General features: G+C 65.6%; 17 protein-coding genes and 1 tRNA gene. 11 read left to right on the top strand and 7 right to left on the bottom strand.

Annotation, left to right across the window (positions count from 1 at the left end; genetic code table 11):
- Positions 1-65: 65 nt before the first annotated feature.
- Positions 66-154 (bottom strand) — tRNA-Ser (locus A4H34_RS03070).
- Between the two features lie 603 nt (positions 155-757).
- On the opposite strand from A4H34_RS03070, the gene A4H34_RS03065 reads away from it, so the two are divergent.
- From A4H34_RS03065 to A4H34_RS03055, 3 genes are read left to right on the top strand one after another with little or no spacing between them, the layout of a single operon-like run.
- Complete coding sequence (locus tag A4H34_RS03065; protein ID WP_064231036.1) at positions 758-1,471, top strand: ABC transporter ATP-binding protein; 714 nt, start codon at positions 758-760, stop codon at positions 1,469-1,471.
- Positions 1,468-2,193, top strand: coding sequence for an ABC transporter permease (locus tag A4H34_RS03060; RefSeq protein WP_064231035.1), 726 nt, complete (start codon positions 1,468-1,470; stop codon positions 2,191-2,193). The genes A4H34_RS03065 and A4H34_RS03060 overlap by 4 nt, the downstream gene beginning before the upstream one ends.
- A complete protein-coding gene (locus A4H34_RS03055) occupies positions 2,190-2,792 on the top strand; it encodes a TetR/AcrR family transcriptional regulator (protein ID WP_009197814.1) in 603 nt (200 codons plus the stop codon). The genes A4H34_RS03060 and A4H34_RS03055 overlap by 4 nt, the downstream gene beginning before the upstream one ends.
- Before the next feature lie 72 nt (positions 2,793-2,864).
- Here the strand turns inward: A4H34_RS03055 and tadA are convergent, their stop codons facing one another.
- Positions 2,865-3,311 carry a tRNA adenosine(34) deaminase TadA gene (gene tadA / locus A4H34_RS03050; RefSeq protein WP_231870929.1) on the bottom strand — a complete coding sequence of 149 codons (447 nt, stop codon included), beginning with the start codon at positions 3,309-3,311 and terminating at the stop codon, positions 2,865-2,867.
- A 191-nt stretch (positions 3,312-3,502) separates the two neighbouring features.
- Between tadA and upp the strand changes: the two genes are divergently transcribed.
- The 5 genes from upp (at position 3,503) to A4H34_RS03020 (ending at position 8,862) form a co-directional block, all read left to right on the top strand.
- Entirely contained in the window at positions 3,503-4,141 is a 639-nt protein-coding gene (gene upp, locus A4H34_RS03045; RefSeq protein WP_064231033.1) for a uracil phosphoribosyltransferase, read from the top strand.
- 41 nt (positions 4,142-4,182) lie between these two features.
- A complete protein-coding gene (locus A4H34_RS03040) occupies positions 4,183-5,220 on the top strand; it encodes an alpha/beta hydrolase (protein WP_064231032.1) in 1,038 nt (345 codons plus the stop codon).
- A gap of 177 nt (positions 5,221-5,397) precedes the next feature.
- Positions 5,398-6,852 (top strand): amidohydrolase, encoded by a 1,455-nt coding sequence (locus tag A4H34_RS03030; protein ID WP_064231030.1) that lies wholly within the window; start codon positions 5,398-5,400, stop codon positions 6,850-6,852.
- A 247-nt stretch (positions 6,853-7,099) separates the two neighbouring features.
- Positions 7,100-8,032, top strand: a complete 933-nt coding sequence (locus tag A4H34_RS03025; protein WP_082903022.1) for a DUF5926 family protein — start codon at positions 7,100-7,102, stop codon at positions 8,030-8,032.
- Between the two features lie 53 nt (positions 8,033-8,085).
- Positions 8,086-8,862, top strand: coding sequence for a glycosyltransferase (locus tag A4H34_RS03020; protein WP_009197821.1), 777 nt, complete (start codon positions 8,086-8,088; stop codon positions 8,860-8,862).
- Positions 8,863-9,173: 311 nt separating this feature from the next.
- Here A4H34_RS03020 and A4H34_RS03010 read toward each other — a convergent pair whose 3' ends face one another.
- The 3 genes from A4H34_RS03010 to A4H34_RS03000 form a co-directional block, all read right to left on the bottom strand.
- Positions 9,174-11,090 (bottom strand): alpha/beta hydrolase, encoded by a 1,917-nt coding sequence (locus A4H34_RS03010; RefSeq protein ID WP_064231029.1) that lies wholly within the window; start codon positions 11,088-11,090, stop codon positions 9,174-9,176.
- A gap of 90 nt (positions 11,091-11,180) precedes the next feature.
- Entirely contained in the window at positions 11,181-12,623 is a 1,443-nt protein-coding gene (locus A4H34_RS03005) for a hypothetical protein (protein ID WP_009197824.1), read from the bottom strand.
- A gap of 623 nt (positions 12,624-13,246) precedes the next feature.
- Positions 13,247-15,550, bottom strand: a complete 2,304-nt coding sequence (locus tag A4H34_RS03000; protein ID WP_064231028.1) for a hypothetical protein — start codon at positions 15,548-15,550, stop codon at positions 13,247-13,249.
- 455 nt (positions 15,551-16,005) lie between these two features.
- Between A4H34_RS03000 and pheA the strand changes: the two genes are divergently transcribed.
- A complete protein-coding gene (pheA, locus tag A4H34_RS02995) occupies positions 16,006-16,953 on the top strand; it encodes a prephenate dehydratase (protein WP_064231027.1) in 948 nt (315 codons plus the stop codon).
- Between the two features lie 154 nt (positions 16,954-17,107).
- On the opposite strand, the gene A4H34_RS02990 is transcribed toward pheA, so the two are convergent.
- Positions 17,108-18,247 carry a diacylglycerol/lipid kinase family protein gene (locus A4H34_RS02990; RefSeq protein WP_064231026.1) on the bottom strand — a complete coding sequence of 380 codons (1,140 nt, stop codon included), beginning with the start codon at positions 18,245-18,247 and terminating at the stop codon, positions 17,108-17,110.
- A gap of 76 nt (positions 18,248-18,323) precedes the next feature.
- Between A4H34_RS02990 and serS the strand changes: the two genes are divergently transcribed.
- Complete coding sequence (serS, locus tag A4H34_RS02985) at positions 18,324-19,586, top strand: serine--tRNA ligase (protein WP_064231025.1); 1,263 nt, start codon at positions 18,324-18,326, stop codon at positions 19,584-19,586.
- 127 nt (positions 19,587-19,713) lie between these two features.
- Positions 19,714-20,538 (top strand): HAD family hydrolase, encoded by an 825-nt coding sequence (locus tag A4H34_RS02980; RefSeq protein ID WP_009197831.1) that lies wholly within the window; start codon positions 19,714-19,716, stop codon positions 20,536-20,538.
- A 108-nt stretch (positions 20,539-20,646) separates the two neighbouring features.
- Here A4H34_RS02980 and A4H34_RS10865 read toward each other — a convergent pair whose 3' ends face one another.
- Positions 20,647-22,197 (bottom strand): hypothetical protein, encoded by a 1,551-nt coding sequence (locus A4H34_RS10865; protein ID WP_138587147.1) that lies wholly within the window; start codon positions 22,195-22,197, stop codon positions 20,647-20,649.
- Positions 22,198-22,511 lie beyond the last annotated feature (314 nt).

The following is a 22,511-nucleotide window of genomic DNA, read 5'->3' as shown; positions in this document are numbered from 1 at the left end:
CCCAATTGTCCCCACAACAAACGAACCCTGGTCACTCCATGACCAGGGTTCGTGTAAGACGATTGTGGCGGTAGCGGCGGGATTTGAACCCGCGGTGGCTATTAACCACACAGCATTTCGAGTGCTGCACCTTCGGCCGCTCGGACACGCTACCGCCGACTATCGTAGCGGCATAACCCCCACAGCGCCACTCGGCAACCTGTAGGCCGGGACACATCGCCGGATTGCACGTCGATTACGGAGCCAATGCCTGGTTCCGCGCGACCGAAGCGCGCGTCAAGCCGTCACGCCGCATATTCGCTGCACGCCGCCGACGTCGTACCCGCCTTTCGGGCCTCTCCACGCCGTCGGCACCCCGCAGAGCCGTCCCCTCCGAATAGACCTGGATCATCTTCAGGCGAAACGGCGCCCCGCGCACGCAGAGCCGTCCCGCGAGCAGACCGACACGAACGCCTGCCGAAACGCGGACCGCGCCTGAAAGCGTCTGCCGACGTCGCCCCCTCCTCCCGGCCGACAGCGACATCCGCCCAGGAGCGACATCCACCCAGAGAGACACCCACCCAGGAGAGACACCCACCCAGGAGAGACACCCACCCAGGAGCGCCATATTTCATCATCTAGAAGATATTCTGTTTCGACGTCGTCGTCCACACAGACCTAATACGCCTGTTTCAGCCAAAAACAACTACCCCTGCAACGCCTCAAATTAATTCATCGTCTATTGAGGCGGGGCATGGCGTTTCATTAGCCTGAAACCATGAACGAAGCAATCGTCATCGACGATCTCAAAGTGACGCGAGGCTCGCGGCGCGTTCTCAAGGGAGTGAGCATTTCCCTTGAGAAAGGCTCGATCACCGGGCTGTTGGGACCGTCGGGTTCAGGAAAATCCACGCTCATTCGGTCAATAGCGGGCGTGCAGAAAGTCGAGTCGGGAACGGTCACGGTTCTCGGCAGGCCCGCGGGAAGCTTCGCCGCCCGCGCCTCGCTCGGCTACATGACCCAGGCCTCGGCCGCATACAAAGACCTCACTGTGCACGAGAACGTCGCCCATTGGGCGCGAATAGCACGGGCTCCGGCGTCGGCGGCCGACGAGATGATTTCGCAGCTTCGGCTGACGGACCGCGCACACGCCCTCGCCGCCGACATCTCCGGCGGCCAAGCCTCCCGGCTGTCCCTCGCGTGCACGATGGTCGGCGACCCGCCGGTGCTGCTTCTCGACGAACCCACAGTGGGCCTCGACCCTGTGCTTCGCGAGGAAATCTGGGATCTCATCCGCAAGCGCGCGGCCGCCGGCACAACGGTGCTCGTCTCCTCGCACGTCATGGACGAGGCCCAGCGCTGCGACAGCCTCGTCTTCATCCGCGAAGGCAGCATCCTGGCGACGGGGACGGCCGACGACATCCTTGAGGAGACGGCGACGTCGTCCATGGACGCCGCCTTCCTCGCCCTAGCGAAGGAGCAGGCAGAATGACTCTCGCAATCGCCGCGCGCGTCGCGCGCCAGCTGCGCCACGACCCGCGCACTCTCGCCCTCGTCACCTTCGTCCCGTCGATTCTGGCGTGGCTGGTCCATCAGATTTTCGACGGCGAAGAGCCGATCTCCTCGCAAGTCGAGATGACGTTGCTCGCAATGTTCCCCCTGCTCCTCATGTTCCTGCTCACAGCCGTGGCCACGGTGCGCGAGCGCTCCGGCGGAACCCTTGAACGCCTCATGGCGGCCCCGATCCGCAAAATGGACGTCATCGGAGGGTACGCCTTGGCCTACGGCGTGCTGGCCGTCGGGCAGTCCTCGCTGCTGACGGCCGTCTGCTACTGGGGGCTAGACATGCAGCTGAAGGGCGGCATCGCGTGGATGCTGCTCGTCTCCCTGACGACGGCGATGCTGGGAATCGCCCTCGGGCTGCTCGCGTCGGCGGTTTCCCGCAGCGAGTTCCAGGCCGTCCAGTTCATGCCGATCGTCGTGGTGCCGCAGGTGCTTCTGTGCGGGCTCCTCGGGCCTCGCGAAGACATGGCCGGGTGGCTAGAGGGCCTGTCGAACGCAATGCCGCTCACCTGGGCGGTCGAGGCGTTGCAAGAGGTGGCGGAGTTCCCCGATCTGACGAGCCATTACTGGACCAGTCTGGCCATCGTCGCGGCATTCGCAGCCGCCGCGCTCAGCTTGGCTTCGCTCACCCTGAGGCGGAGGACGGAGTGACTCGCGGACGCCGCAGGGGCTCCCCCGCAACGCGGGAGCAGATCCTCGACGCCGCCCGGAAGGTCTTCGACGAACGGGGCTTCCGGGCGGCGTCGCTGCGCGCCGTCGCGCGGACGGCGAACGTCGATCCGGCCCTCGTCCACTACTATTTCGACTCGAAGGTCCAGCTCTACACGCAGTCTGTCGGAATCGGCATCAACCCCGAGCGAGTCCTGGCCGAGGTCATCACGCCGGGCAGGCGCGGCCTCGGCCGACGGCTCATGGCCTTCCTCACCGACCTCTGGGAATCGGAGGTCGCGCAGTTCGTCGTGGAGTCCGCGCGGGAGAATCCCGCCCTCGCGCGCCAGTACGCCGGGGTCATCGTCGAGCAGTGGCGCCGCGCGGCCGACATCCTTGGCTTCCCCCATGGAATCGTGCGCGAGGAAAGCCTGGCGCAGGCGATCGCCGTCGTCGCCGGCGTCGTCACCAGCAAGTATCTGCTCGAACTCGAGCCCGCAACTTCCCTCACACGCGAGCAGGCCATCCGCGTCTACGGGGACCTTTTGCAGGGAGTCATCGACGCCGCCGCAGCCGCGGAGGACCCGGAGGCAAAGAAGTGAAGGCGGCACGGAAATGAGGAAGGCGAGGAAAAGAAGGCGGCGCGGCGAAAGCGGATGCGGGCTCGGCCGCCGTCACCTCCCGAAGAAGGCGCGAAGCTGGCGCGAGCATTCGTCTTCGCAGACGCCGCCCACAACCTCGACCCTGTGGTTGAGCCGCGCGTCGCGCAGAACATCGCGAACGCTGCCGGCCGCCCCAGCCTTCGGATCCCACGCCCCGAACACCACCCTGGCCACGCGAGAGGCGACGATCGCCCCCGCGCACATCGTGCACGGCTCGAGGGTGACGTACAGGTCGCATCCCTCCAACCGCCAGTCCCCCACGGCCTGCGCCGCCTCCCTCAGCGCCGCGATCTCGGCGTGGCCGGCGGGATCGTTGCGCGCCTCGCGCGTGTTCCAGCCGACGCCGAGCGCAGCCGACCCGCGCACCACAAGCGCGCCCACGGGGACGTCGCCCGCGAGCGCCGCGCGGTCGGCCAGCTCCATGGCCCGGCCGATCCACTCCCGCTCGATTTCATGCACGCCCCCATTGTGCCCGGGCAGGCCCTGCGCCGCACGCGCTGTTCGGCGCACTCTATTTGGACCCGCCTCGTCGTGCAGTCCGCCCCGCGCCGCACGCGTGGTTCGGCGGGCGTCCGAGGGCAACGCTTTGAGGCGGCCCAACGATCTCGAAGCGCCCCAAATATGTCGGACCGCGCTGATATAGTCAACGCATGCGTACTCAGATCATCGAGCACCCTCTGGTGGCTCACAAACTCACCCTTCTGCGCGATCGGAACACGCCCTCGCCCGTCTTCAGGCAGCTCGTCGACGAGCTTGTCACCCTTTTGGCGTATGAGGCCACGCGCGACGTCGCCGTCCGCGAGATCGACGTCGTCACGCCCGTCGCGCCGACGAAGGGCCTGTCCCTGGCCTATCCGCGCCCCATCCTCGTGCCCATCCTCCGCGCGGGCCTGGGGATGCTCGAGGGAATGTCGAAGCTCCTGCCGACCGCCGAAATCGGCTTCCTCGGAATGAAACGCGACGAGACCACGCTCGAGGCGCACACGTACGCCAACCGCCTGCCAGACGACCTTTCGGGCCGCCAGTGCTACGTGGTGGACCCGATGCTCGCCACCGGCCACACGCTCATCGACGCCGTCAACTACCTGCTGGAGCGCGGCGCGCGCGACGTCACCTGCGTGTGCCTTCTGGCCGCCCCCGAGGGCCTGCGGAACCTGGAGGAGGCCGTCGGCGATCGGGCCGACGTCACGATCGTCTCGGCCGCGCTCGACGAGCGCCTCAACGAAAACGGCTACATCGTCCCGGGACTGGGTGACGCCGGCGACCGGCTCTACGGCATCGTCGACTGAGCTCGCTTCGGTGAGCGCGCTTCCAACGCCCCCTTCGGCACATGGCCGCTGAGATTCCTCCCGCGCCCGCATCCGTGCGGCCTCCTTCCCCTTCCGACATCCTTTCGATTCGCACGGATTGCCTAGGGCCGACGTGGGTCGCCACGTCCTTCGCCCTTTCCGAGGACGACGGCGGATCCCCGCCTGGGCGCCCCGACGTCGCGGTGCTCGTCCACGAGGCCGACGCCGGCGACCTCGCCCAAAAATCCGGCGCAGCGGCCCTGTACCTGCCAGGCTTCCTCGATTCGTTTTTCCACGTCGAGCAGGCCGCCGCCTTCCGCGAGGCCGGAATCCCGCTGGCGGGCCTCGACATGCGCCGGTGCGGCAGGTCCGTGCGCTCAAACGCCTCCCGCGACGATCTGCGCGACATTTACGTGCGGGAGGAAGAGATTGGCCTGGCAATCGGGCGCCTGCGTTCCCTCGGCGCCGGGCGGATCGCCTTGATCGGGCATTCGACAGGCGGCCTTCAGGCGGCGCTGTGGGCTGCGGACAATCCCGGGACGGTCGACGCCGTCGTCCTCAACTCGCCGTGGCTCGACCACAACGGCGGCGCCTTCGAGCGCGGACCGCTCACGCGGTTCATCGACCGCGTCGGGGCCCGCCGCCCCCGGCTCGTCTTCAGCCCGCTCTTCCTTCGCTACGCCCGCGCGCTCCACACGGATTTCGGCGGCGAGTTCTCCTTCGACCCTCGCCACAAACCGCTCCGCCGGGCCGTCGCGCGCATGGGATTCATCCGAACCGTCCGCCGCGCGCAGGCGCGCATCGCCGCGGGCGACGTGAAAATCGACGTCCCGCTGCTCGTCGCCCATTCCGACGCCTCCTCCCGCCGCCCTCGCTTTCCCAGACGGGACGACGTCGCCGTGCGCGACGCGGTGCTGGGGGTCGAGGACATGAAACGGCTGGCGCCGCTGCTGTCCGAACGCGTCGACATGCTCGAAATCCCGGGAGGCCGCCACGATCTCGCGCTGTCGGCCAAACCGGCCCGGGAGGCCTACACCCGCGGCGTCGTCGATTGGGTGCGCAAGACGCTCGGCCTGTGACCTCAGGGCCGCGGGCGGAGCCGGGTCGACGGCGTCCCGCGCGCGAAGCGGATGCCCTTGCGGGCGGCTTTGGAGGAATCGCCTCCCCACCGGCGTCCCGCGCGCGAAGCGGATCCCTGCTTGAGACGAAGCCGTGCTCGCGGCGCCGACCCTCCCGCATCGGAGTACCATCGAACCATGCGCGATTTGTCGAAGCCCACAGTTCCATCCGATGCCATCCAACGCCGTTTCGCCGAAGAGACGCAGGCGCGGAAGGCCGCAGCCGGACCCGCAGCCTCGCTCGCCGACGGCGAAGGCTCCCCCGCCGAGCTGCGAGAAGCCCTCGCCGCAGCCGTCGAGGGGCTCGCGGGCGAAATCGTCACGCTTTCGCACGCCGTCCACGACAACCCCGAGGTCGGATACGAGGAGCGCTTCGCCGTTTCCGCCGTCGCCGACCTGCTGCGCGCCCACGGCATCGAACCCGAGGTGGGCGTTTACGGGATGGAGACCGCCCTGCGCGCCGAGTTCACCGGCGCCGCCGGCAACGCGAACAGCACCGGCAACGCCGACAGCGCGGGCAACGCGAACAGCACCGGCGCCGCCGGCAACGCGAACAGCACCGGTAGCGCAGGCAACGCGGATTCGCCCGCCCCGGCGATCGCCATCCTCGCCGAATACGACGCGCTCCCAGGCATCGGCCACGGCTGCGGGCACAACGTCATGGCTGGCAATTCCGTCGGCGCCTTCCTCGCCCTCCACGAGCTCGAACGCCGGCGCCCCGGGTCGGTTCCGGGCCGCGTCGTCCTCCAAACGACGCCCGCCGAGGAGTGCTCCACCGCCAAGGAAGTCCTTGCGGTTCGCGGGATGCTCGACGGCATCGACGCCGCCGTCCAGACCCACTCCTACTCCTACGACCTCACGCACCAGACGTGGCTCGGCGTGCGGCGCATACGAGCGATCTTCACCGGCGTGCCCGCCCACGCGGCCTCCCAGCCCTTCATGGGACGCAACGCGCTGGACGCCGCCACCCTCGCGCTCACCGGCTTCGGCCTGCTGCGCCAGCAGATACTGCCGATGGACAGGCTCCACGCGATCGTCGTCGACGGAGGCGACGTGCCGAACATCGTCCCGGAAAGAACCGAAATCAGCCTGTTGGCGCGGTCGAAGTACCCCGAGACGCTCAAGGACCTGGTCGCGCGAGTCGAGGACGTCCTGCGCGGGGCCGCCCTCATGACCGGGACGGGCTTGGAAATCGTCACCTCCGAGACCACGAACGAGATGCCAGTCCGCACAAACGGCCCGCTCACCCGCGCCTGGGTCAGGTCCCAGCGCGAACGCGGGCGCGACCCTCTGCCCGCCGGAGTCGTGACAGAAACGATCGCGGCCGGCACCGACTTCGGCAACGTGTCGGTTCGCATCCCCGGCATCCACCCGCTCATCAAGGTTGCCGATTCCGACGTCGCCCTCCACACGCGCGAGATGGCCGCGGCAGCCGGTTCCCCCTCGGGCGACGCCGCGGCGACGGACGGGGCCTACGGCCTCGCCTCGGTGGCCCTCGACTACCTTCACGACGCCGAATTCCGCGCCGCAGTGCGCCGCGACTTCGAGGAGGCCGGAGGCGTCATCGACGTCGAGCATTTCTGGGACGAATAAGGCCGCCCGGCGCCTTTGACGCTCAGCGCTTGCGAGCCGGGCCATTCGCTCGCTCGTCGCGCCCCGTCGCCTTCCCGACGTCGCGCATCCCACCGCGTGAATTCCGCAACTCGACTCGTGCGGCACATATCCGGCCCCAAGCTGCGGCGAGCGCATACAATCGGAGACTGAACGAGTCCCCGCGCGGTTTTCCAGGCCGCGCACCCCGGGCGCGGCGCCCACCGACCGAAAGGACAAGCAGGACAGCATGTCGAAGAAGAGCCGCCGAGCGGCGTCCAAGAGGCGGGCAGCGGCCCCGGCCGGGTCGGCCCAGCCCGCACAGTCGGCGCAGTCCGCACAGTCTCGGCCATCGATCGCGCCGAAGAAGCCCAGAGCGGCCGTGGCTTTCGTCGAGCGCCCATTCGAAGGCCTTTCCGCGGAGGCCGAGCTCGTCGCCATGCGCGAAATTCTGCCGTTGGCAACGCTCCCGGCAACCACAACGGAGGAGTACGGTTCGGCCGACGTCGTCCTGACGACGATCCTTCCCTCGATGGCGGGCGCGCTGCGCCGGGCCGACGGCGTGCTTTTGGTCGCCGCGCAGACGGTCATGAGCTCCGGGGACGCCTCGCGTGACATCGCCGCGCGGATCATCGACGGGATCGAGCTTCCCGACGGCCAGGCGCTCCAGGTTTCGGATCTACCCGAGCCCGGCCCTCGCCTCCAGGACGTCGTCGCGAGCTTCGGCGAACTCGAATTGCACGAGATTCCATCGTTCTGGATGACGGAAGAGGATGCCGCCAAACCGGAGAACAAGGAGGCGCTCGAGGATTCGCGATCCCAGCTTGTCCCGATGAGGGCCGTCGACGGCGTCCGCGGCGCATTCTGGTGCCGCATGAGCCGCGAGTTCGTCAGGTGGGTCAGGCCCGAGCCCCGCGACGCGGTTCTCGACGGGCTGGCAAGGCTTCGCGCGGCCGACGACTTCTCCTTCGACGATTCCCGTTTTGTCGGCGCTTTCAGGGCGTTAGGGCTCATCATCCCGGTGTGGGAACTGCCAAAAGGTGCCGAGGCCGACGAACTCGCCGCCCCGATGGCCGAATTCGCACCGAAACTCGACGCTGCCATCGCAGCGTCGGATCCGCTCACACCCGAAGAGAAACGCGCGCGGGCGGGTATCGTTTCCCGTCAAGTGACGCTGCGATGAACATCCGACCGTCGAAGCACTTGTATCTCAACATTGAAGGCTAGGCTAGAAGTGTGACAACCTCCGAGCAGCGCGTAGCAGTAGTCATACCGGCTAAGGACGAGCAAGACAGGATCGCCGCGACGATCCGTGCCGCCCGCGCCATCCCGCACGTCGACCTGGTCGTCGTGGTCGACGACGGCTCCGAGGACGACACCCAGAAGGCCGCCCGCGACGCCGGAGCGACCGTCGTGCGCCATTCGATCAACCGCGGCAAGGCCTCCGCAATGGAGACCGGGGCGCAGGTGGCGGCCATGCGCGACACGGAGGGCCGCCCACCGCGCCTTTTGCTCTTTCTCGACGCCGACCTCGGCGACACCGCCGTCGAGGCCTCGCCGCTGGTTGCGCCTGTGCTCGAAGGCAAAGCCGATTTCACCGTCGCCGCGCTGCCTCCTCAGGAAGGGGCGGGCGGCTTCGGCCTCGTCACCGGGGCCGCCTTCAAGGCAATCAAGCGGACAACGGGATGGGAGCCGCGCCAACCGATTTCCGGGCAGCGGTGCATGACGCGCGAGGCCTTCATGGCTGCGCTGCCGCTGGCGAGCGGCTGGGGCGTGGAAACCGGAATGACGATCGACCTGCTCGTGGCGGGGTTCACCGTCCAGGAAGTCGTCTGCGACCTCAAACATCGCGCGTCGGGCAACAACTTCGCCGGTCAGCTGCACCGGGCCGACCAGTACAAGGGCGTGGCCAAGGCCGTGCTGGCGCGGCGCCTGCGCCGAATCCACGTGCCGCACGGCAAGAGGAACTCTGCCTCCAAGCCCTACGAGCCGTACAACGCCTACAAAGGCTGACGGCGCGGCAGCCGAGAGGGCGCTTTTCCCTTCGCGGCGGGCTGCGTTTCCTTCGGGCGGCGGCCGTCCGCAGCGGCCTTGCCCTCGGCTTGACGGCGGCCGTCCGCAACGGGCTGCATTTCACTCTCCACAATCGGCAACTTGAAGCGCGCGACGGCGGGCACCCCGGAAGAGCCGTATCGCTCCTCCGGAATGCCCGCCGTTTTCGACGCCCGGCGGCTGGCGCGCAAAGCACGGCCAGCCCGGCAAGCCTCGCTTCGACGACCCGTTCGCACCGCGCCGTCGGCGCCTACGCGGTTCCGCGCCGACGCCTACTTGGTTCCGTTGACGACCTTGGACACCTCCCTTTGCTGGGAGGTCGCGTTCTCTTGCTGGCGGCGCTGGGTTTCGGCCCGGACGTTCTCATCGGTCTCAGGCAGCCCCTGTTGACGCAGATACTTATGGATCTCTTTCTGCGTGTCTGCATCCTGGTAATTGGTGCTGTCAAAGTAATTGACGTGGTCTTGGTAGCCCTCGTAACCAGCGCCCGCGATGGGCCCGAGGATTCCCGTGACCAAACCCGTGCCGGGGTCGATCCCGTGGTTCCCTTCGATGTGTTGAATGCCGGGCACTTCCGTGGGATCGCTGAGCTGCGTCATGTCGGAACCGGGAGCCATGCCCATCGGTCCCTTGTTCGGCACTGCGCCGATGATGTCCTGGTCGTTCTTCATGACGTAGACGCTGTCCGACGGCACGTTGAAATCGGAGACGTCCTTGGCCGGGACTCCCGGCGGCCCGTAGAAGACTCCGGCATCGACGACGCCGTCACGCACCTGCGTCAGGGCGTATCCCAGGGTCGTCGAACCGTAGGAGTGGCCTAGGGCGGTGATTCTCGGATCGCCGCCCTCTCCGCTGCCCTGCCGCGAATCGTGCAGCCCCTCGAGGAAGTGGGACAAGTCCGCTCCTCCGGCGGCTGCGCGCTCGGTTTCGGACACGGTGAAGAGGCCGTTCGAGCCCGCTCCCGCCTGCGGAGGATCGTATCCGAACCACATGACCGAGGCCGTGTTTCCTCCGGCCGTGCCGGCCACATTGGCCATTTCGGCGGTGTACCCGACGACGTTGTTGTCCACGCTCGTCGTCAACCCGCCCACGTGAACCGCAACGTTGTCTGCCTTATCGACGTCGCCTACCGTCACAGCCGCATGGAGCTGGTCTTGATTCTCGCCGGGTTCGACGGGGTCGTAAAGAAGGAGCTGCGACGTGCCGTTGTATTGGGCGCCCTGCTTAAGAGCAGTCTTGAGCTTGTCGAGTTCCGCCTGCCTGTCGAGTTCGCTCTTCGCACGGTTGTATTCATCGGCGCTGCAGGGCGCAGGCACCCCTATTGCGGCAGAGGCCTTCCACTTTTCATAGTCGGCGACTTTCTTCTCGTTGGACTCTTTCCTGCTGTTCAGATCCTCGTAATCCCTGTCCAACCGATGGCGATTGGCCCTGTCTCGAGCCCAGGCATCGACGCCGTCGAGGTTGCCGATGCGATCCGGTTCTTCGTCGGCGAGCCTTTCCTGCTCCTCGCGGCTCAGCGAGTCCCACCATTCGGCCACGGCACGGGTGTCGCTGGTGTCCTGAGGCATGGGAAGGGGCCCGTCCACGGTGTGCTTGAGGGAGCCTTCGGGCTTGACCTTGCCTTCTTCGATGTCGCTGAGAGCTTGCGAGTACGCCTCGTCTATCTCGTTGGCTTTCTTGACGGCCTCATCGACGCGGTCTGCACACTCGTCGACCGCCTTTTGCCTGGCGGCTTTGTTCATCTCGTAGGAAGTCCCCGCCGAAATGAGGGTGCCCGCTCCCGGAAGCGCGTAGCTCAACGGGTTCATTGCAGTGCTGAGAGCCACGTCGCCCCAATCGGTTCCGCTCGTGTCTTCCACGGTGCCGTCCGAGTAGATGGTCAAACCGGAGCCCTCGGCGTGCGCCTTCGCGTCTCTCACGAGGCCCTGCACGGCGCCCATGCCCTGCTGCATCGTGGACGTCGCGGTTTTCATCGCCCGCAGATTCACGATGAACTGGGCGACGTCCTGGTCGATCTCTTCGACCCTCTTGTCCGCCGCTTTGCGGGCGTCGCCCTGCCAGCTCGTCGACTTGTTGAGCTCGAGAATCTCGCGCCCCCAGTCTTCCGCCTCCTTCTCTCGAATGCACAGTTGTTGATACTCGGTTTCGAGGGTCGACTCTTCCCAGTCGGTGATGTCGCTCCATTTCATGGAGAAAGTCCTTTCTTAGCGCCGAAACGTCGGCAATTGAGCTCTGATGCGCTGTCGGTTTGCGCACTTCACGATTGCGTGATTCGAGCCTCACGCGGTCGCGGCCGACGACGAACCGCCGGAGCCGTGCACGCGGGGCATAGGAGCCGGAACGTCCGAACCCTGCGTGCTGGGAAGCGGAACGGCGTTGCCCGGATTCTCGACGTGCGGCATGGGAGACGGAGCAAAAGAGCCGCCGTCGGCGCCGACGCCGGGAATCCGCGGGCCGTAGTCCGCCCCTCCCCCGCGGGTGAAGACCGGCGGGTCGGAAGGCTCGATTCGCGGCATTGGGGCCGGATTTCCCGATGTTTCGACGTGGGGCATCGCGACGGGGTCGCCGGAAGGCGCCGCGTGCGGCATCGGCGTCGGGGTAAACGAACCGGAGGAGTTTGTCGCCGAATGGACGCTTCCGTGGGACGTGAAGACGGGGTTGCCCGAGCCTTCCGATGTGGGCATGGGAACCGGATTCCCCGTACCTCCTGCATTCGGCATGGGCGCGGGATCGCCCGGAGTCTCAACCTGCGGCATGGGCGCCGGGCCCAAGGAGCCTCCGTGAGAGCTCCCGCTGCCGGAAAGCTGGGACCCGTAGCTGTGCCCCTGCTCGACGGAAGGGAGGATCTTTCCATCTTGGCTTTCGACGTGCGGCATCGGCGCGGCGTTTCCGGAGGTCTCCGCGTGCGGCATGGGCGCGGGATCGCCCGAGCCTTCGACGCGGGGCATGGGCGCGGGGTGAGATCCTCCCGCATGAGACGAGAAGGAATCGGAATCGCCGCTCATCAAACTGTGGATACCGCTCAGAGCGCCCGTCGAGTTATGCCCGCCGTGCGAGCCGACGATCTGGCCGCTCTCAGTCGAACCGTACGAGTGGCCGCCTACAACCGAGCCGCCACCGGCTCCGTCCAGCAGCGAACTCATGCCGCTGGCGCCGGGGGAGCCGAAAAGCTGGCCGGCGCCGCCGTTGGCGGAGCCGTACGAGTGGCCGCCCCCGGCTGAGCCGCCAGACGCGCCATCGGCCGATCCGTACGAGTGCCCGCCGCCAGCTGAGCCGCCAGACGCGCCGCCGGCCGATCCGTACGAGTGTCCGCCGCCAATTGCAGCGCCGCTCCCGCCTGCGGCGCCGCCGTCTACGGCGCCGGCTCCTGCTCCGGCGCCTATCCCCTCGGCTAAGCCGCCGGCGTCCCCAGGGGGAATCATGCCCCGATACATCCCCGCCTCGTCCTGATCGGTTTGCTCGATCGTCCTCATGGTCGCCACGACATCGTCTGAGTAGTCGCTCAGCTGATGCTCGATGTCTTTGAGCTCGTTCGAAAGGTGCTCGGACGTCGTCTTGACGGTCGATGCCGCCTTGCCTCCTGAAATCTTCCCCGAGATGCTGCCGGCTGTATTTTCCGTCCGCATTCGCTGGCTTTTGGCGGCGCAGTCCTGTGCGTTGCCAGCCTCAGTCGCCAGCTCCTTCGGATCCGCAGACAGCGTGTCCGCCCCACCTGGTCCCATGCGCGAAACTCCCTTCAAGTTCTTAGACGTTCGATACGACGTCGCCATTCGGACAGGCACGGCTGGCCGGATTCCTCGCACGACGCCGCTCTTAAGCGGTCCAAAGTAGCTTAAAGGATTGCTCGGCCAGAAGAAAACCATATCTCCTCCAATAAGCGCGATTCGCGCGCCGAAGGAGGAGAAGAAGCCGACTTTTCCTTGAAATGGCAGGAGTTTCGACGCCGCGCACGTCTGTTCACATCCGAAGGGAGCTGCGGCATTCCGAGGCAAATCGATCGTGCGGCCTTACACGGCGAAAAGGCCGCAGGCAGATCTGCAAGTTCGCGACAGGTGCTTCGAGATTGGGGGCGAAGTCCCGACAACACCGACCAAAAGGACAAAGGAAAGGCGCTGCGCTATGAAGGGCACGACGCCACGCGGAATGATATGCACTCTTTGTGGCGAGCAACATACGCTGCAGAGCTCCATGAAGGACTCGAATACATTAGAATAATATACCTGGCTTTTCAACATCGACCCAGCGGTATGCGTTTAATCGAGGTCCTTCCCGCCGCAAAGATCGATCCGCGCACCCGCCCCCGCGCATGCCGTGCTCGGGGCCTAACTGGCCGTGCCTTCCTCGTTTACCGCGGCGTCGCGGTCCGCCCCGCTTCTTGAGCAGCGGATTCCTGAGTAACGCTCGCCTCTTCCTGCGCAGCGGCCGCGCCTTCCTGCACGGCGGCGTCCCCTTGACCGGCAGTCGCCCCTTCCCCGCGGCGCAGAGTGGCGACGAACCACAGCGGAGCCGCGACGATCAGCCCGACGGCAGGCATCGTGACGCCCGAGTCGTTGAGCAGCGCAGCGACGACGAGCGCCGAGACGAGCGAAACCACCGACCGCCTCACAATTTCGTCCTCGATCCGGAACCTTGCGAAGCGTCCGCGCTTGGCCAGCAGCCAAGCGACTGCGCAGATCGCCGCGACGATCGCCAGGGCGACGGGGATGAAGAGCGCATTTCCGCCGAATATCTGGGTGACTTTGCGCCAGACGATGGCGAGGCCGCCGCCGTCGAAGAAGGACCCCACGAACTTGCCGAGGTGAGAGCGCTTGGGGGCCGGCTGAAGGTAGTCGAAGAGGGCGAACACGAAAGAAACGGCGACGGCGGAGGCCAGAACGGCGCCGAAGCGAAGCCAGGTGAGGCGCTTTCCGGCGACCATCGTGGCGAGGACGCCGAGGCCGACGACGATGACCGGCGGCCCGCCGAAGTCTGCGCCGAACTTCGCCGAACCGTCGAGGAGCACGGCGAGCGCGCCCGCGCCCAGGATGACCGCGACGGACTTTTTGCGCGCCGCCCGCGAAGAATGCCAGGCGAGCACCAGCACGAGCCCGGCGACGAACATGGCGACGGCGTTGTTCGAGAAGCCGTAGAAACGCCAGCCGACGAGCGGCTGCATGCCCAGAAGGGCGGCCAGCTGGAGGGGGTATCCGTGCCATATGCCGTCAAGGAGCACGTCGAGGGCCAAGGTTGCGACGGTGACGCCGCCTATGACGGCGAACGGGGCGAAGGGCGACTTCCCGTGCAAAGCGATGAGAGCGAGAACGGCCGCAATGAGCACAACCCCCATGAGCAGGCTCACGAGGGGATTCGACATCCTCCACCAGGGGATGAGGTTGACGAGCAGCGTCGAGACGGGAAGCGCGGCCGTAAGGGCGCTCAATTGCAGGAAGAAGCGCTCATTGGTCTCGGTCCACCTGTACGAGTTCCGCCTGGCCCACATGAGGAGGATCGCCGCGGACAGCGCGGCGAGCAGGACGTAGAAGGAGCCGGAAAGCGAGCGGGTCACCTGCGCGCGGGTGTGTTCGGCGTCAAGCCGGGCGATGTTCGCCTCCCCGTCGGAGGCCTTGGCGGTCGTGATCGCCGAGCCTATGGCATTGCCACGGGCTTGCGGCCCTGCGCCGAGCCAACCGACCAGCGTGGGCATGATGTCCGTGACCTGGACGAGCCCCGGCTGCCGCGTCGAATCCGACGTCGCGAGCGCCGGCCCGCCCATGCGAGGCCCGGCGGCGGCGAAATAGCCCAAATGCGGCCGCGAGGACTCGGCGTCGGCGACGTTCGCCACGAGAACGGTGGCGTTGGGCGTCTTCTTGCGAATCTGCTTGACAAGCAGCCCGAATCGCGCGTCGATGTAGGAGATCTGCTGCCTCACCGCTTCGGGCGCCGCCCCCTCGGGCGTGAAGTACTCGCGCAGGCGCTGAGCGATTCCCGGGGCCTCGACGGGGTGGTTCTCGCTCAGTTCGCTGCCGGGATAGCGGACGGCGCCGAGGTCGATCATCGTGACGTCCGCGTCGGACCTGGCGTAGGCTCGCGCCGCGCCGCCGACGTCGCCGTCCTCCCCCGAAACCGGCAGCGGGGCGAGGGCGGCATAGCCGCCGACAAGGCGGCCGTTCGGCTTGGCGAGGGCGAGGGCCGCGCCCGGGCCGACGGCGAGGGCGCTGTGCCCTTGGAGAGCCTCGCCGAGCGCGCCGATCTTTGCCTTGTAACTGCTGGAGGAATTGGCCTCCTTCAGGCGGGCCCACCGGGCCGGGGCCTTGCCCGCAACGGTCGGCAGGCGGCAGCCGTCGTCGATCGTGCGCTGCCCGGCTCCAAGGGCCGTCCAGCCTTCAACCGGGCATGCGGTCTCGTGGACCGTGCGCACCACGATGTTCGAAACCGCCGCTTTCTCGCCGAATTCGTACAGGTGAGGGGCGGCCTTCCGGGTCACGTCCGTCCAGCTGACCCCCGAAAAACCGACGACGACGACGGGCCCCTTCCCGCCGCCCTCGGCCATGGGCTTTCCCGCACGGGCCGCTCCCCCCGTCCCCGCACGGGCTGGCGCGCACACCCCGGCGAGAACCGCGAGCAATGCCACTGCGACGAGGATCGTTTGGCGGGCAGAGCGAAGGACCATGAGACCAGCCTATCGGAAGGGGCGCAGGCGGCATGCACCGCGGCCAAGCGCGCGTGCCCCGCAAATCCCCGAAATCGCCCGGCGAATCCTGCGGTTTGCGCTCAGTCTCAGAGCGTGTTACAGAGCGGTGAAATCGCCCAAGCGTCGACGCCGTCGAGGCTGCCGAGCGAGAGTCCCGCGGATGCGTAAGAGCCATGCGGATGCGAGAACACCCTGCGGATGCGCTAGAGTCCTGCCAACGCGAAAACGCCCTGCGGATGCGAGAGAGCCTTGCCAATGCAAGAGCGCCCTGCGGATGCGTGAAATCGGGGAAGACCGCGTGCGGCGGTCCGCTGCCAGGCCAAGGCGTCGCCCACATTTCGGAGGGTTGGCCCGTCCGCGCGGAAACCGGCAGGTAAAGTGTGCGAGCGAGAAGAAGGCGCGCGAGCGAGAAGAAAGCGGGCGGAAGGAGACCAATGAGCGCGACAAAGCAGGCCCCCCTGCGTTTTTCGTTCCTGGGACCGGCGGGAACGTTCACGTACGCGGCGTTGAAACAGGTGGCCCCGCCCGATTCGATCGAGATTCCGGCGCTCGACGTTCCGATGGCGCTCAGGCTCGTGCGCTCGGGCGAGGCGGACTACGCCGTCGTCCCGATCGAAAACTCCGTCGAGGGCGGGGTCAACGCAACCCTCGACGCGCTGACGGACGGCTCCGCCCTGCAGATCAAGGCGGAGATGCTCGTGCCGATCGCGTTCTCGCTCGCGGTCAGGCCGGGCACGCGCCGCGAGGACATCCGCGCCATATCGACCCACTCGCACGCGTGGGCGCAATGCCGCGGATGGATTGCCGAGCGCCTCGGCCCGGTCGTCCACGTGCCGGCGACGTCGACCGCCGCCGGCGCGAAAACCCTCGCCGAATCGGACAGCCCCGGCTTCGAGGCGGCCCTGTGCCCGCCCGCCACCGTCAAGCTCATGGGCCTCGAGTCGCTCTCCGACGACGTCGCCGACAACCCCGGCGCCGTCACCCGGTTCATCATGGTGGGCCTTCCCGGGCCGCAGCCCGAAAGGACGGGCGCGGACAAAACCACTCTGCTGGTCCAGCTCCCGCACGATGAGGCCGGCGCTCTGCTGAGCATGCTCGAGCAGTTCAGCGCCCGCGGCATCAACCTCTCGCGAATCGAGTCGCGGCCGATCGGCGATTCGCTGGGCCGCTACGCCTTCTCGATCGACGCCGAGGGCCACCTGTGCGACGAGCGCATCCAGGCCGTTCTCATAGGCTTGCACCGCGTGTGCCCGCAGGTCGTCTTCCTCGGCTCCTACCCTTCGGCCAGCGGCGAGAGGATCAGGCCGCGCCCCGGAACGTCCGACGCCGACTTCCAGGCAGGGCGCGAATTCGTCGAGAGGCTGCTGGCCGGGCGGGCGTAAGAAGGCGCCTCCGGCGTAAGAAAGCGCCTCCGGCGTAAGAAGGCGCCTCCAAGCCTGCGCAGCCGCCTTTTAGCGGCCCGCAAAGGCAGGATTGCACGACCCAAACGAGGAACGGCGGCGAAGGCAAAGGCGGAGCCGCCGGAAGGCCGCGCGCTCACAGCACGTGGACGGTGAGCGCCAACGGGTCGATTTCGGCCATGACTTTCGTGGCGTATCCGAGGGCGTCGCCGTCGGCCTCGACCAACTCGGGCCGGTCGGCGGTGACCGTCGCCGAGCGCATGCGCCGCAGGTCGATTGTGCCCGCCGAGGGCAGAATCGTCCGGCGCACGCCGATTCCCTGCAGGCCCATCCGCCGCATGACGTCGCCCCAGCCGAAGATCCAGCCCTTGGTGTCCACAAGCACGAGGTCGAGCCAGCCGTCGTCGATGCGGGCGTCCGGCGCGAGCACGAAGCCCGCGGGAAGCCGCGCGCAATTGGCGAAGAGGATCGACCTGGCCTCGACCCGGAAGCTGTTCGAGCCGTCGCCGGCCACCACCATCGCGTTCACGCGCGAACGCCGCATGAATTTGAAGCCGGAGACGAGGTAGGCGCCCCAGCCCATGGCGTGCTTGAGCCCGTGGTCGGCGTCGTTCATGACATCGGCGTCGAAGCCCATTCCTGCGATCACCAGGAACGGCTCGCGCCCGGCGAAGGGCCGCGCATCCGGCCCCATGTCGGCGATCTGCGCAAGTTCACCCTCCGTCGGCTCCGGGGCTCCGATTCTGCCGACGTCGATCCGCTGCGGCCTTCCGGTCAAGGCCACCATGGCGAGGTTGCTCAGCGAGGAGCCGAGCGGCAGGTTGAGGTTGCGGGCCAGCAGATTTCCCGTTCCGAGCGGAAGGATGCCGAGCGGAACGTCGGTTCCGGCAAGCTGCCCGGCGACGGTGCGCACCGTCCCGTCCCCGCCCGCGGCAATCACCACGGCGGGCCCTTCCGCCAAGGCGGCGCGGGTTTGGCCCGCTCCCGGATCGTCGGGGGTTGTGCCGTACCAGCGGGTCGCGGAGTATCCGGCGTCGGCCGCGGCCTGTTCGACCACCGCCCTAAGGTCCCTCATGTCCCCGATCTTCGTGGGATTGACGACGACGGCCACTGTTCTCTTGCCCGTCTCAGCGGTTTTCTGCGGCAGGATCCCGGTCGCCGCCGCGTTGGCGTGGACGAGTCGGCTCCTCAGGGCTCCGATCGAGGCGCGATTGTGCAGCGAGAGGCCGAGAGCCGCGAGAGCCAGCGCGAGTATCAGCCACCAATGCCATGTCATGCTCCAAGGTTAATGCGATCGAAGAGTAGGAGGAGTCATCTGCGAGCACTGGGGGCAACGACGTAGAATTGTCCCCATGATCGACATCCGCTTTGTACGTGAGAATCCCGATGCGGTGCGCGAGTCCCAGCGCCGCCGCGGCAACGACGAGGCCTCGGTGGATGCGCTGCTGGCCGCCGACGAGGCCCGCAGGTCGGCCCTTCAGGCCTTCGAGACTGCCAGGGCCTCGCAGAAGGAGCTCTCGCGTTCGATCGGAAAGGCAAGCCCCGAGGAGCGCCCTGCCGTCCTCGCCGAAGCGAAGGAGCTGGCCGAGCGCGTCAAGGAGCTGGAAGCCGCGGCGAACGAAGCCGAACAGGAATATCTTCAGGCCAATGCCGCGATCCAGAACATCGTGCTGGAGGGCGTTCCGGCCGGCGGCGAGGAGGATTACGAGGTCCTCAAGCACGTGGGCGAGCCTCGCGGCTTCGACTTCGAGCCGAAGGACCACCTCGACGTCGCCGAGGCGCTCGACGCGATCGACATGGCGCGCGGCACGAAGGTTTCCGGCTCGCGCTTCTACTACCTCAAGGGCGTGGGCGCGCGGCTCGAGCTCGCGCTGCTGACGATGGCCGTCGATCAGGCGGAGGCCGCCGGCTTCACGATGATGACCACGCCGACCCTCGTCAACCCCGACATCATGGCCGGAACCGGCTTCCTGGGCGCGCACTCGGACGAGATCTACTATCTTCCCGCGGACGACCAGTACTTGGTCGGCACCTCTGAGGTGGCCCTGGCCGGATACCACAAGGACGAGATCGTCGACCTTTCGAACGGCCCGCTGCGCTACGCCGGGTGGTCCTCCTGCTATCGCCGCGAGGCCGGCTCCTACGGCAAGGACACGCGCGGGATCATTCGCGTCCACCAGTTCAACAAGGTGGAGATGTTCTCTTACTGCCGCGTCGAGGAGGCCGAGGAGGAGCACCGTCGCTTCCTCGCGTGGGAGGAGGAGATGCTTGCGAAGGTCGAATTGCCCTACCGCGTCATCAACACCGCCGCCGGCGACCTGGGCTCCTCGGCCGCGCAGAAGTTCGACTGCGAGGCCTGGCTCCCCACTCAGAACCGCTTTATGGAGGTCACGTCGACGTCGAATTGCACCACCTTCCAGGCGCGGCGGCTCGGCATCCGGGAGCGGTTCGACGGCGAGACCCGCACGGCGGCCACGCTGAACGGGACCCTCGCGACCACTCGTTGGCTGGTCGCCCTGTTCGAAAACCATCAGCGCCCCGACGGCTCGCTGTACATCCCCGAGGCGCTGCGGCCATACCTTGGCGGGCGCGAGAGCTTCGAGCCCGTTGCCTGACGAGCGCTTAGGTTCCGAAGGCGGCTCTGTTCCCGAGGGCCCTTCCCCCGTTTCTGAGGCTTCGCGCAAACCCACGACTCCGAAGCCTTTGGCCGAGAGTTTCGCAAAACCGCGTGCCGCTGCAGCCATGAAGTCTCTGGCCGAGGCGGTCGAGGAGTCCGGCCTGCCCGGGGCCGGGCCGGATCTGTTTGTGGCCCTTGACATCGACGGCACGGTTCTTCGGCACAACAACACGCTTTCGCCGCGGGTGGGCGAGGCGATCGCCGCGCATATGAGGGCGGGGACGCGGATTTGCCTGGCCACCGGCAGGGGCATCTACGGCACTCGCGAGGCTTTGGACAAGGTCGGCATTGCCGACGGGCTGGCCGTGTGTTCGAACGGCGCGATCACGCTGGATTTGGCGCGGGATGAGGCGTTCAACGTCCATACTTTCGATCCCTCGCGGCAGGTCGCGGCTTTGCACGCCGAGCTTCCCGAGGCGTTGTACGCGGTGGAGTCGCTCGACGAGCCGCGGCGCTTGACCGCGCATTTCCCGGACGGCGAGCTGACGGGGCCGTCCGTCGTCGTGCCGATCGATGAACTGGCGGTCCCCGACGCTACCCGCTTGACGGTTCGCTACCCGGGCATGGGCGCGGGCGAGCTCATGGACGCGGTGCACGCGGCGGGTTTGCGCGGCGTCGAGTACGCGATCGGCTGGACGGCCTGGCTTGACGTCTCCCCCGAGGGCGTCTCGAAGGCTGCCGCGTTGGAGGACGTCAGGCAGAGCTGCGGCGCCGCGCCATCTTCCACGCTTGCGGTAGGCGACGGCGGCAACGACGTCGAGATGCTCGGCTGGGCGGGCCTCGGCGTGGCAATGGGCGATGCCGGCCCGTCGGTCAAGCAGGCCGCCGACGCCGTCACCACAGGCGTCGACGCCGACGGCCTCGCCCTCGTCCTTGAACTGCTGCTGTAGAGACTCACCAGCATCCGGACTTTCATCCTGAAAGACTGAAAATAACGCCTTCCAAAACTACCGATTTAAAAGGCCATCGGACTCAAAACAATACTTACACTCCAACCATCAAGACAGATCCCATCGGTGGCCATGTCCCATCTTTATATCTGACCGTTTATCTTTCTTATCGGCTATGTCCCTTAGCTTTTGGTCGAATGCATTTCTATTGTCCTCATCCGCACTTTCGGTGAGTTTCCGCCCGGTTTCAATATTTGCTGCCCCATTCTCAACTTCCCAAGCGAGGTCACGAAGCAAATTTCCGAGTGTTTCGCGCATTTCCTCGAACCCCCCGCTAGGACCGTGGGCACCATAACCGCAATTTACATTTCGAATAACAACATTTGACATCGAAACAGACATTATCTTATCTGCGCAGGTTCTCAGGTGACCAGAGATTGTAGGAAGACGATTCGTGCTCAAACGCTTTAAAGTTGCGTCATCTACCTTTGTAAATTCCGACGAATCAGTTACGGGTTCAAATTGTAAATCGTAAGAGCTCTTCCCCCCTCCCGACATCTCATCAAGTTTACTATTAATGGACTTTTCAATAGCTGACTCCGCTCTTCGCATCTTTTCACTTACTGATTTCAAGGACGATTCCACAAACTTGAGCACATCGTCATAATCGCCAGCTTTCGCCCCTTGTCCGTCTCCTTCGATATCGACTTCCATGGAATCGTTCAGTTCAATGGTTGCAATCGCCGTCTCGGTTGCAGCTGACGTGACGCTTCCCGGGTCGGGATGCTCCTGTCCGGCTGCTGTGGCCATTTTAGCTACAGCATCCACAAGTTTCAAAGTTGCAATCAGAGACGGCGGATTGCCACCACTAGCAAGCGTTTCGCACGCGCTGCGGGCGTCATCAATCACTTTACTCACCGACTTTCTCACTTCTTTAAATATTGCAGCCTCAGCATTCAAAGAAGAGTTCCAGTAAATCGCAGCATCCCTCAGATTGTTTGTAACACCTCTCAAGTTGTCGTAAAAGTTAAGTTTAATGGAATCGGCAAAATTACCTTTCATCGTATTGCAATCAGTTTTCACTCCGTCAAATGCCTCGACAAGCCCCGGCGTCTCTGGGGAGGTAGTTTCCTCAGAGTCCCCGTCCGTTCCCCCCTTATCGACGATTTTTCTATACTTTACACTTCCTGTAGATATCTCAGATATAGCCTGCCAACCTGCATCGGCTTCCGCTTGTATAGACCAATGTGTTGGGAAACTTGGCTTCCATGGCGCAATTGCGTCGTGGATCCTAGTCCGAATATGCTCAAACGCATCACCATAGCTTTTATCATTCCAAGCACCGAACACCTTTTTTCCGATATCCCAATTGGAGCAGCTCCAGTCTCCTCCACCTTCACCGTCGGAGCCGGGACGAGTAACTCGCGGCGGATGATCTAGTACGTCAAAAATGCTGGGCATTTCAGTGATGTTATTCATCGAGGGTTCGTAATGATCACCTTTCCGTTCCCAGGAATAATAGTACATGTATGCATCGATCGCGGCGAGCTTTAGAGCCGCAATTTTTTCATCAATATTGACGAAGTCGTCTGGGGTGGACGTAGAATTCACCATGGCGTTAAACACTCCTTGTGGCGTAGTTAGTGCGTACAGCTTCATTCTACTTTATATTTTTAACCAAGTCAAGGATGTCGGCCTTGGGCAACCGCCCAACGCAGAGATGCTCGACATGCCTTTACTGCTTATAGGCATTGTGATGGAAAGTACCACATTTAGCAATCAAGACAGTTAAGCTAAAAATAGGGAAACATACCACACTTCACACTAGTTTCGGATTTAAAGGCAATGTATTCAAGGCGCAAGGTTCTAAGTCTACTGCATCTTCACTTTATGCGCGATCCACGTTATGCGCAATCTGAGTGGCATAAATGTAGTGACGGCCATGGCAATTCGAAGGTGAATTTGCGCGGGCC

Origin of the sequence: Peptidiphaga gingivicola, from assembly GCF_001652275.1 — a bacterium.
Lineage (GTDB): Bacteria > Actinomycetota > Actinomycetes > Actinomycetales > Actinomycetaceae > Peptidiphaga > Peptidiphaga gingivicola.
This window is presented reverse-complemented; position numbering and strand designations above follow the sequence as displayed.

What these genes read in the sequence shown, in the direction of transcription:
- A4H34_RS03065 (WP_064231036.1), top strand. Translation starts at nt 758, where the DNA reads ATGAACGAAGCAATCGTCATCGACGATCTCAAAGTGACGCGAGGCTCG.
- A4H34_RS03060 (WP_064231035.1), top strand. Translation starts at nt 1,468, where the DNA reads ATGACTCTCGCAATCGCCGCGCGCGTCGCGCGCCAGCTGCGCCACGAC.
- upp (WP_064231033.1), top strand. Translation starts at nt 3,503, where the DNA reads ATGCGTACTCAGATCATCGAGCACCCTCTGGTGGCTCACAAACTCACC.
- A4H34_RS03040 (WP_064231032.1), top strand. Translation starts at nt 4,183, where the DNA reads ATGGCCGCTGAGATTCCTCCCGCGCCCGCATCCGTGCGGCCTCCTTCC.
- A4H34_RS03030 (WP_064231030.1), top strand. Translation starts at nt 5,398, where the DNA reads ATGCGCGATTTGTCGAAGCCCACAGTTCCATCCGATGCCATCCAACGC.
- A4H34_RS03025 (WP_082903022.1), top strand. Translation starts at nt 7,100, where the DNA reads ATGTCGAAGAAGAGCCGCCGAGCGGCGTCCAAGAGGCGGGCAGCGGCC.
- A4H34_RS03010 (WP_064231029.1), bottom strand. Translation starts at nt 11,090, where the DNA reads ATGAAATGGAGCGACATCACCGACTGGGAAGAGTCGACCCTCGAAACC.
- A4H34_RS03005 (WP_009197824.1), bottom strand. Translation starts at nt 12,623, where the DNA reads ATGGGACCAGGTGGGGCGGACACGCTGTCTGCGGATCCGAAGGAGCTG.
- A4H34_RS03000 (WP_064231028.1), bottom strand. Translation starts at nt 15,550, where the DNA reads ATGGTCCTTCGCTCTGCCCGCCAAACGATCCTCGTCGCAGTGGCATTG.
- pheA (WP_064231027.1), top strand. Translation starts at nt 16,006, where the DNA reads ATGAGCGCGACAAAGCAGGCCCCCCTGCGTTTTTCGTTCCTGGGACCG.
- A4H34_RS02990 (WP_064231026.1), bottom strand. Translation starts at nt 18,247, where the DNA reads ATGACATGGCATTGGTGGCTGATACTCGCGCTGGCTCTCGCGGCTCTC.
- serS (WP_064231025.1), top strand. Translation starts at nt 18,324, where the DNA reads ATGATCGACATCCGCTTTGTACGTGAGAATCCCGATGCGGTGCGCGAG.
- A4H34_RS02980 (WP_009197831.1), top strand. Translation starts at nt 19,714, where the DNA reads ATGAAGTCTCTGGCCGAGGCGGTCGAGGAGTCCGGCCTGCCCGGGGCC.
- A4H34_RS10865 (WP_138587147.1), bottom strand. Translation starts at nt 22,197, where the DNA reads ATGAAGCTGTACGCACTAACTACGCCACAAGGAGTGTTTAACGCCATG.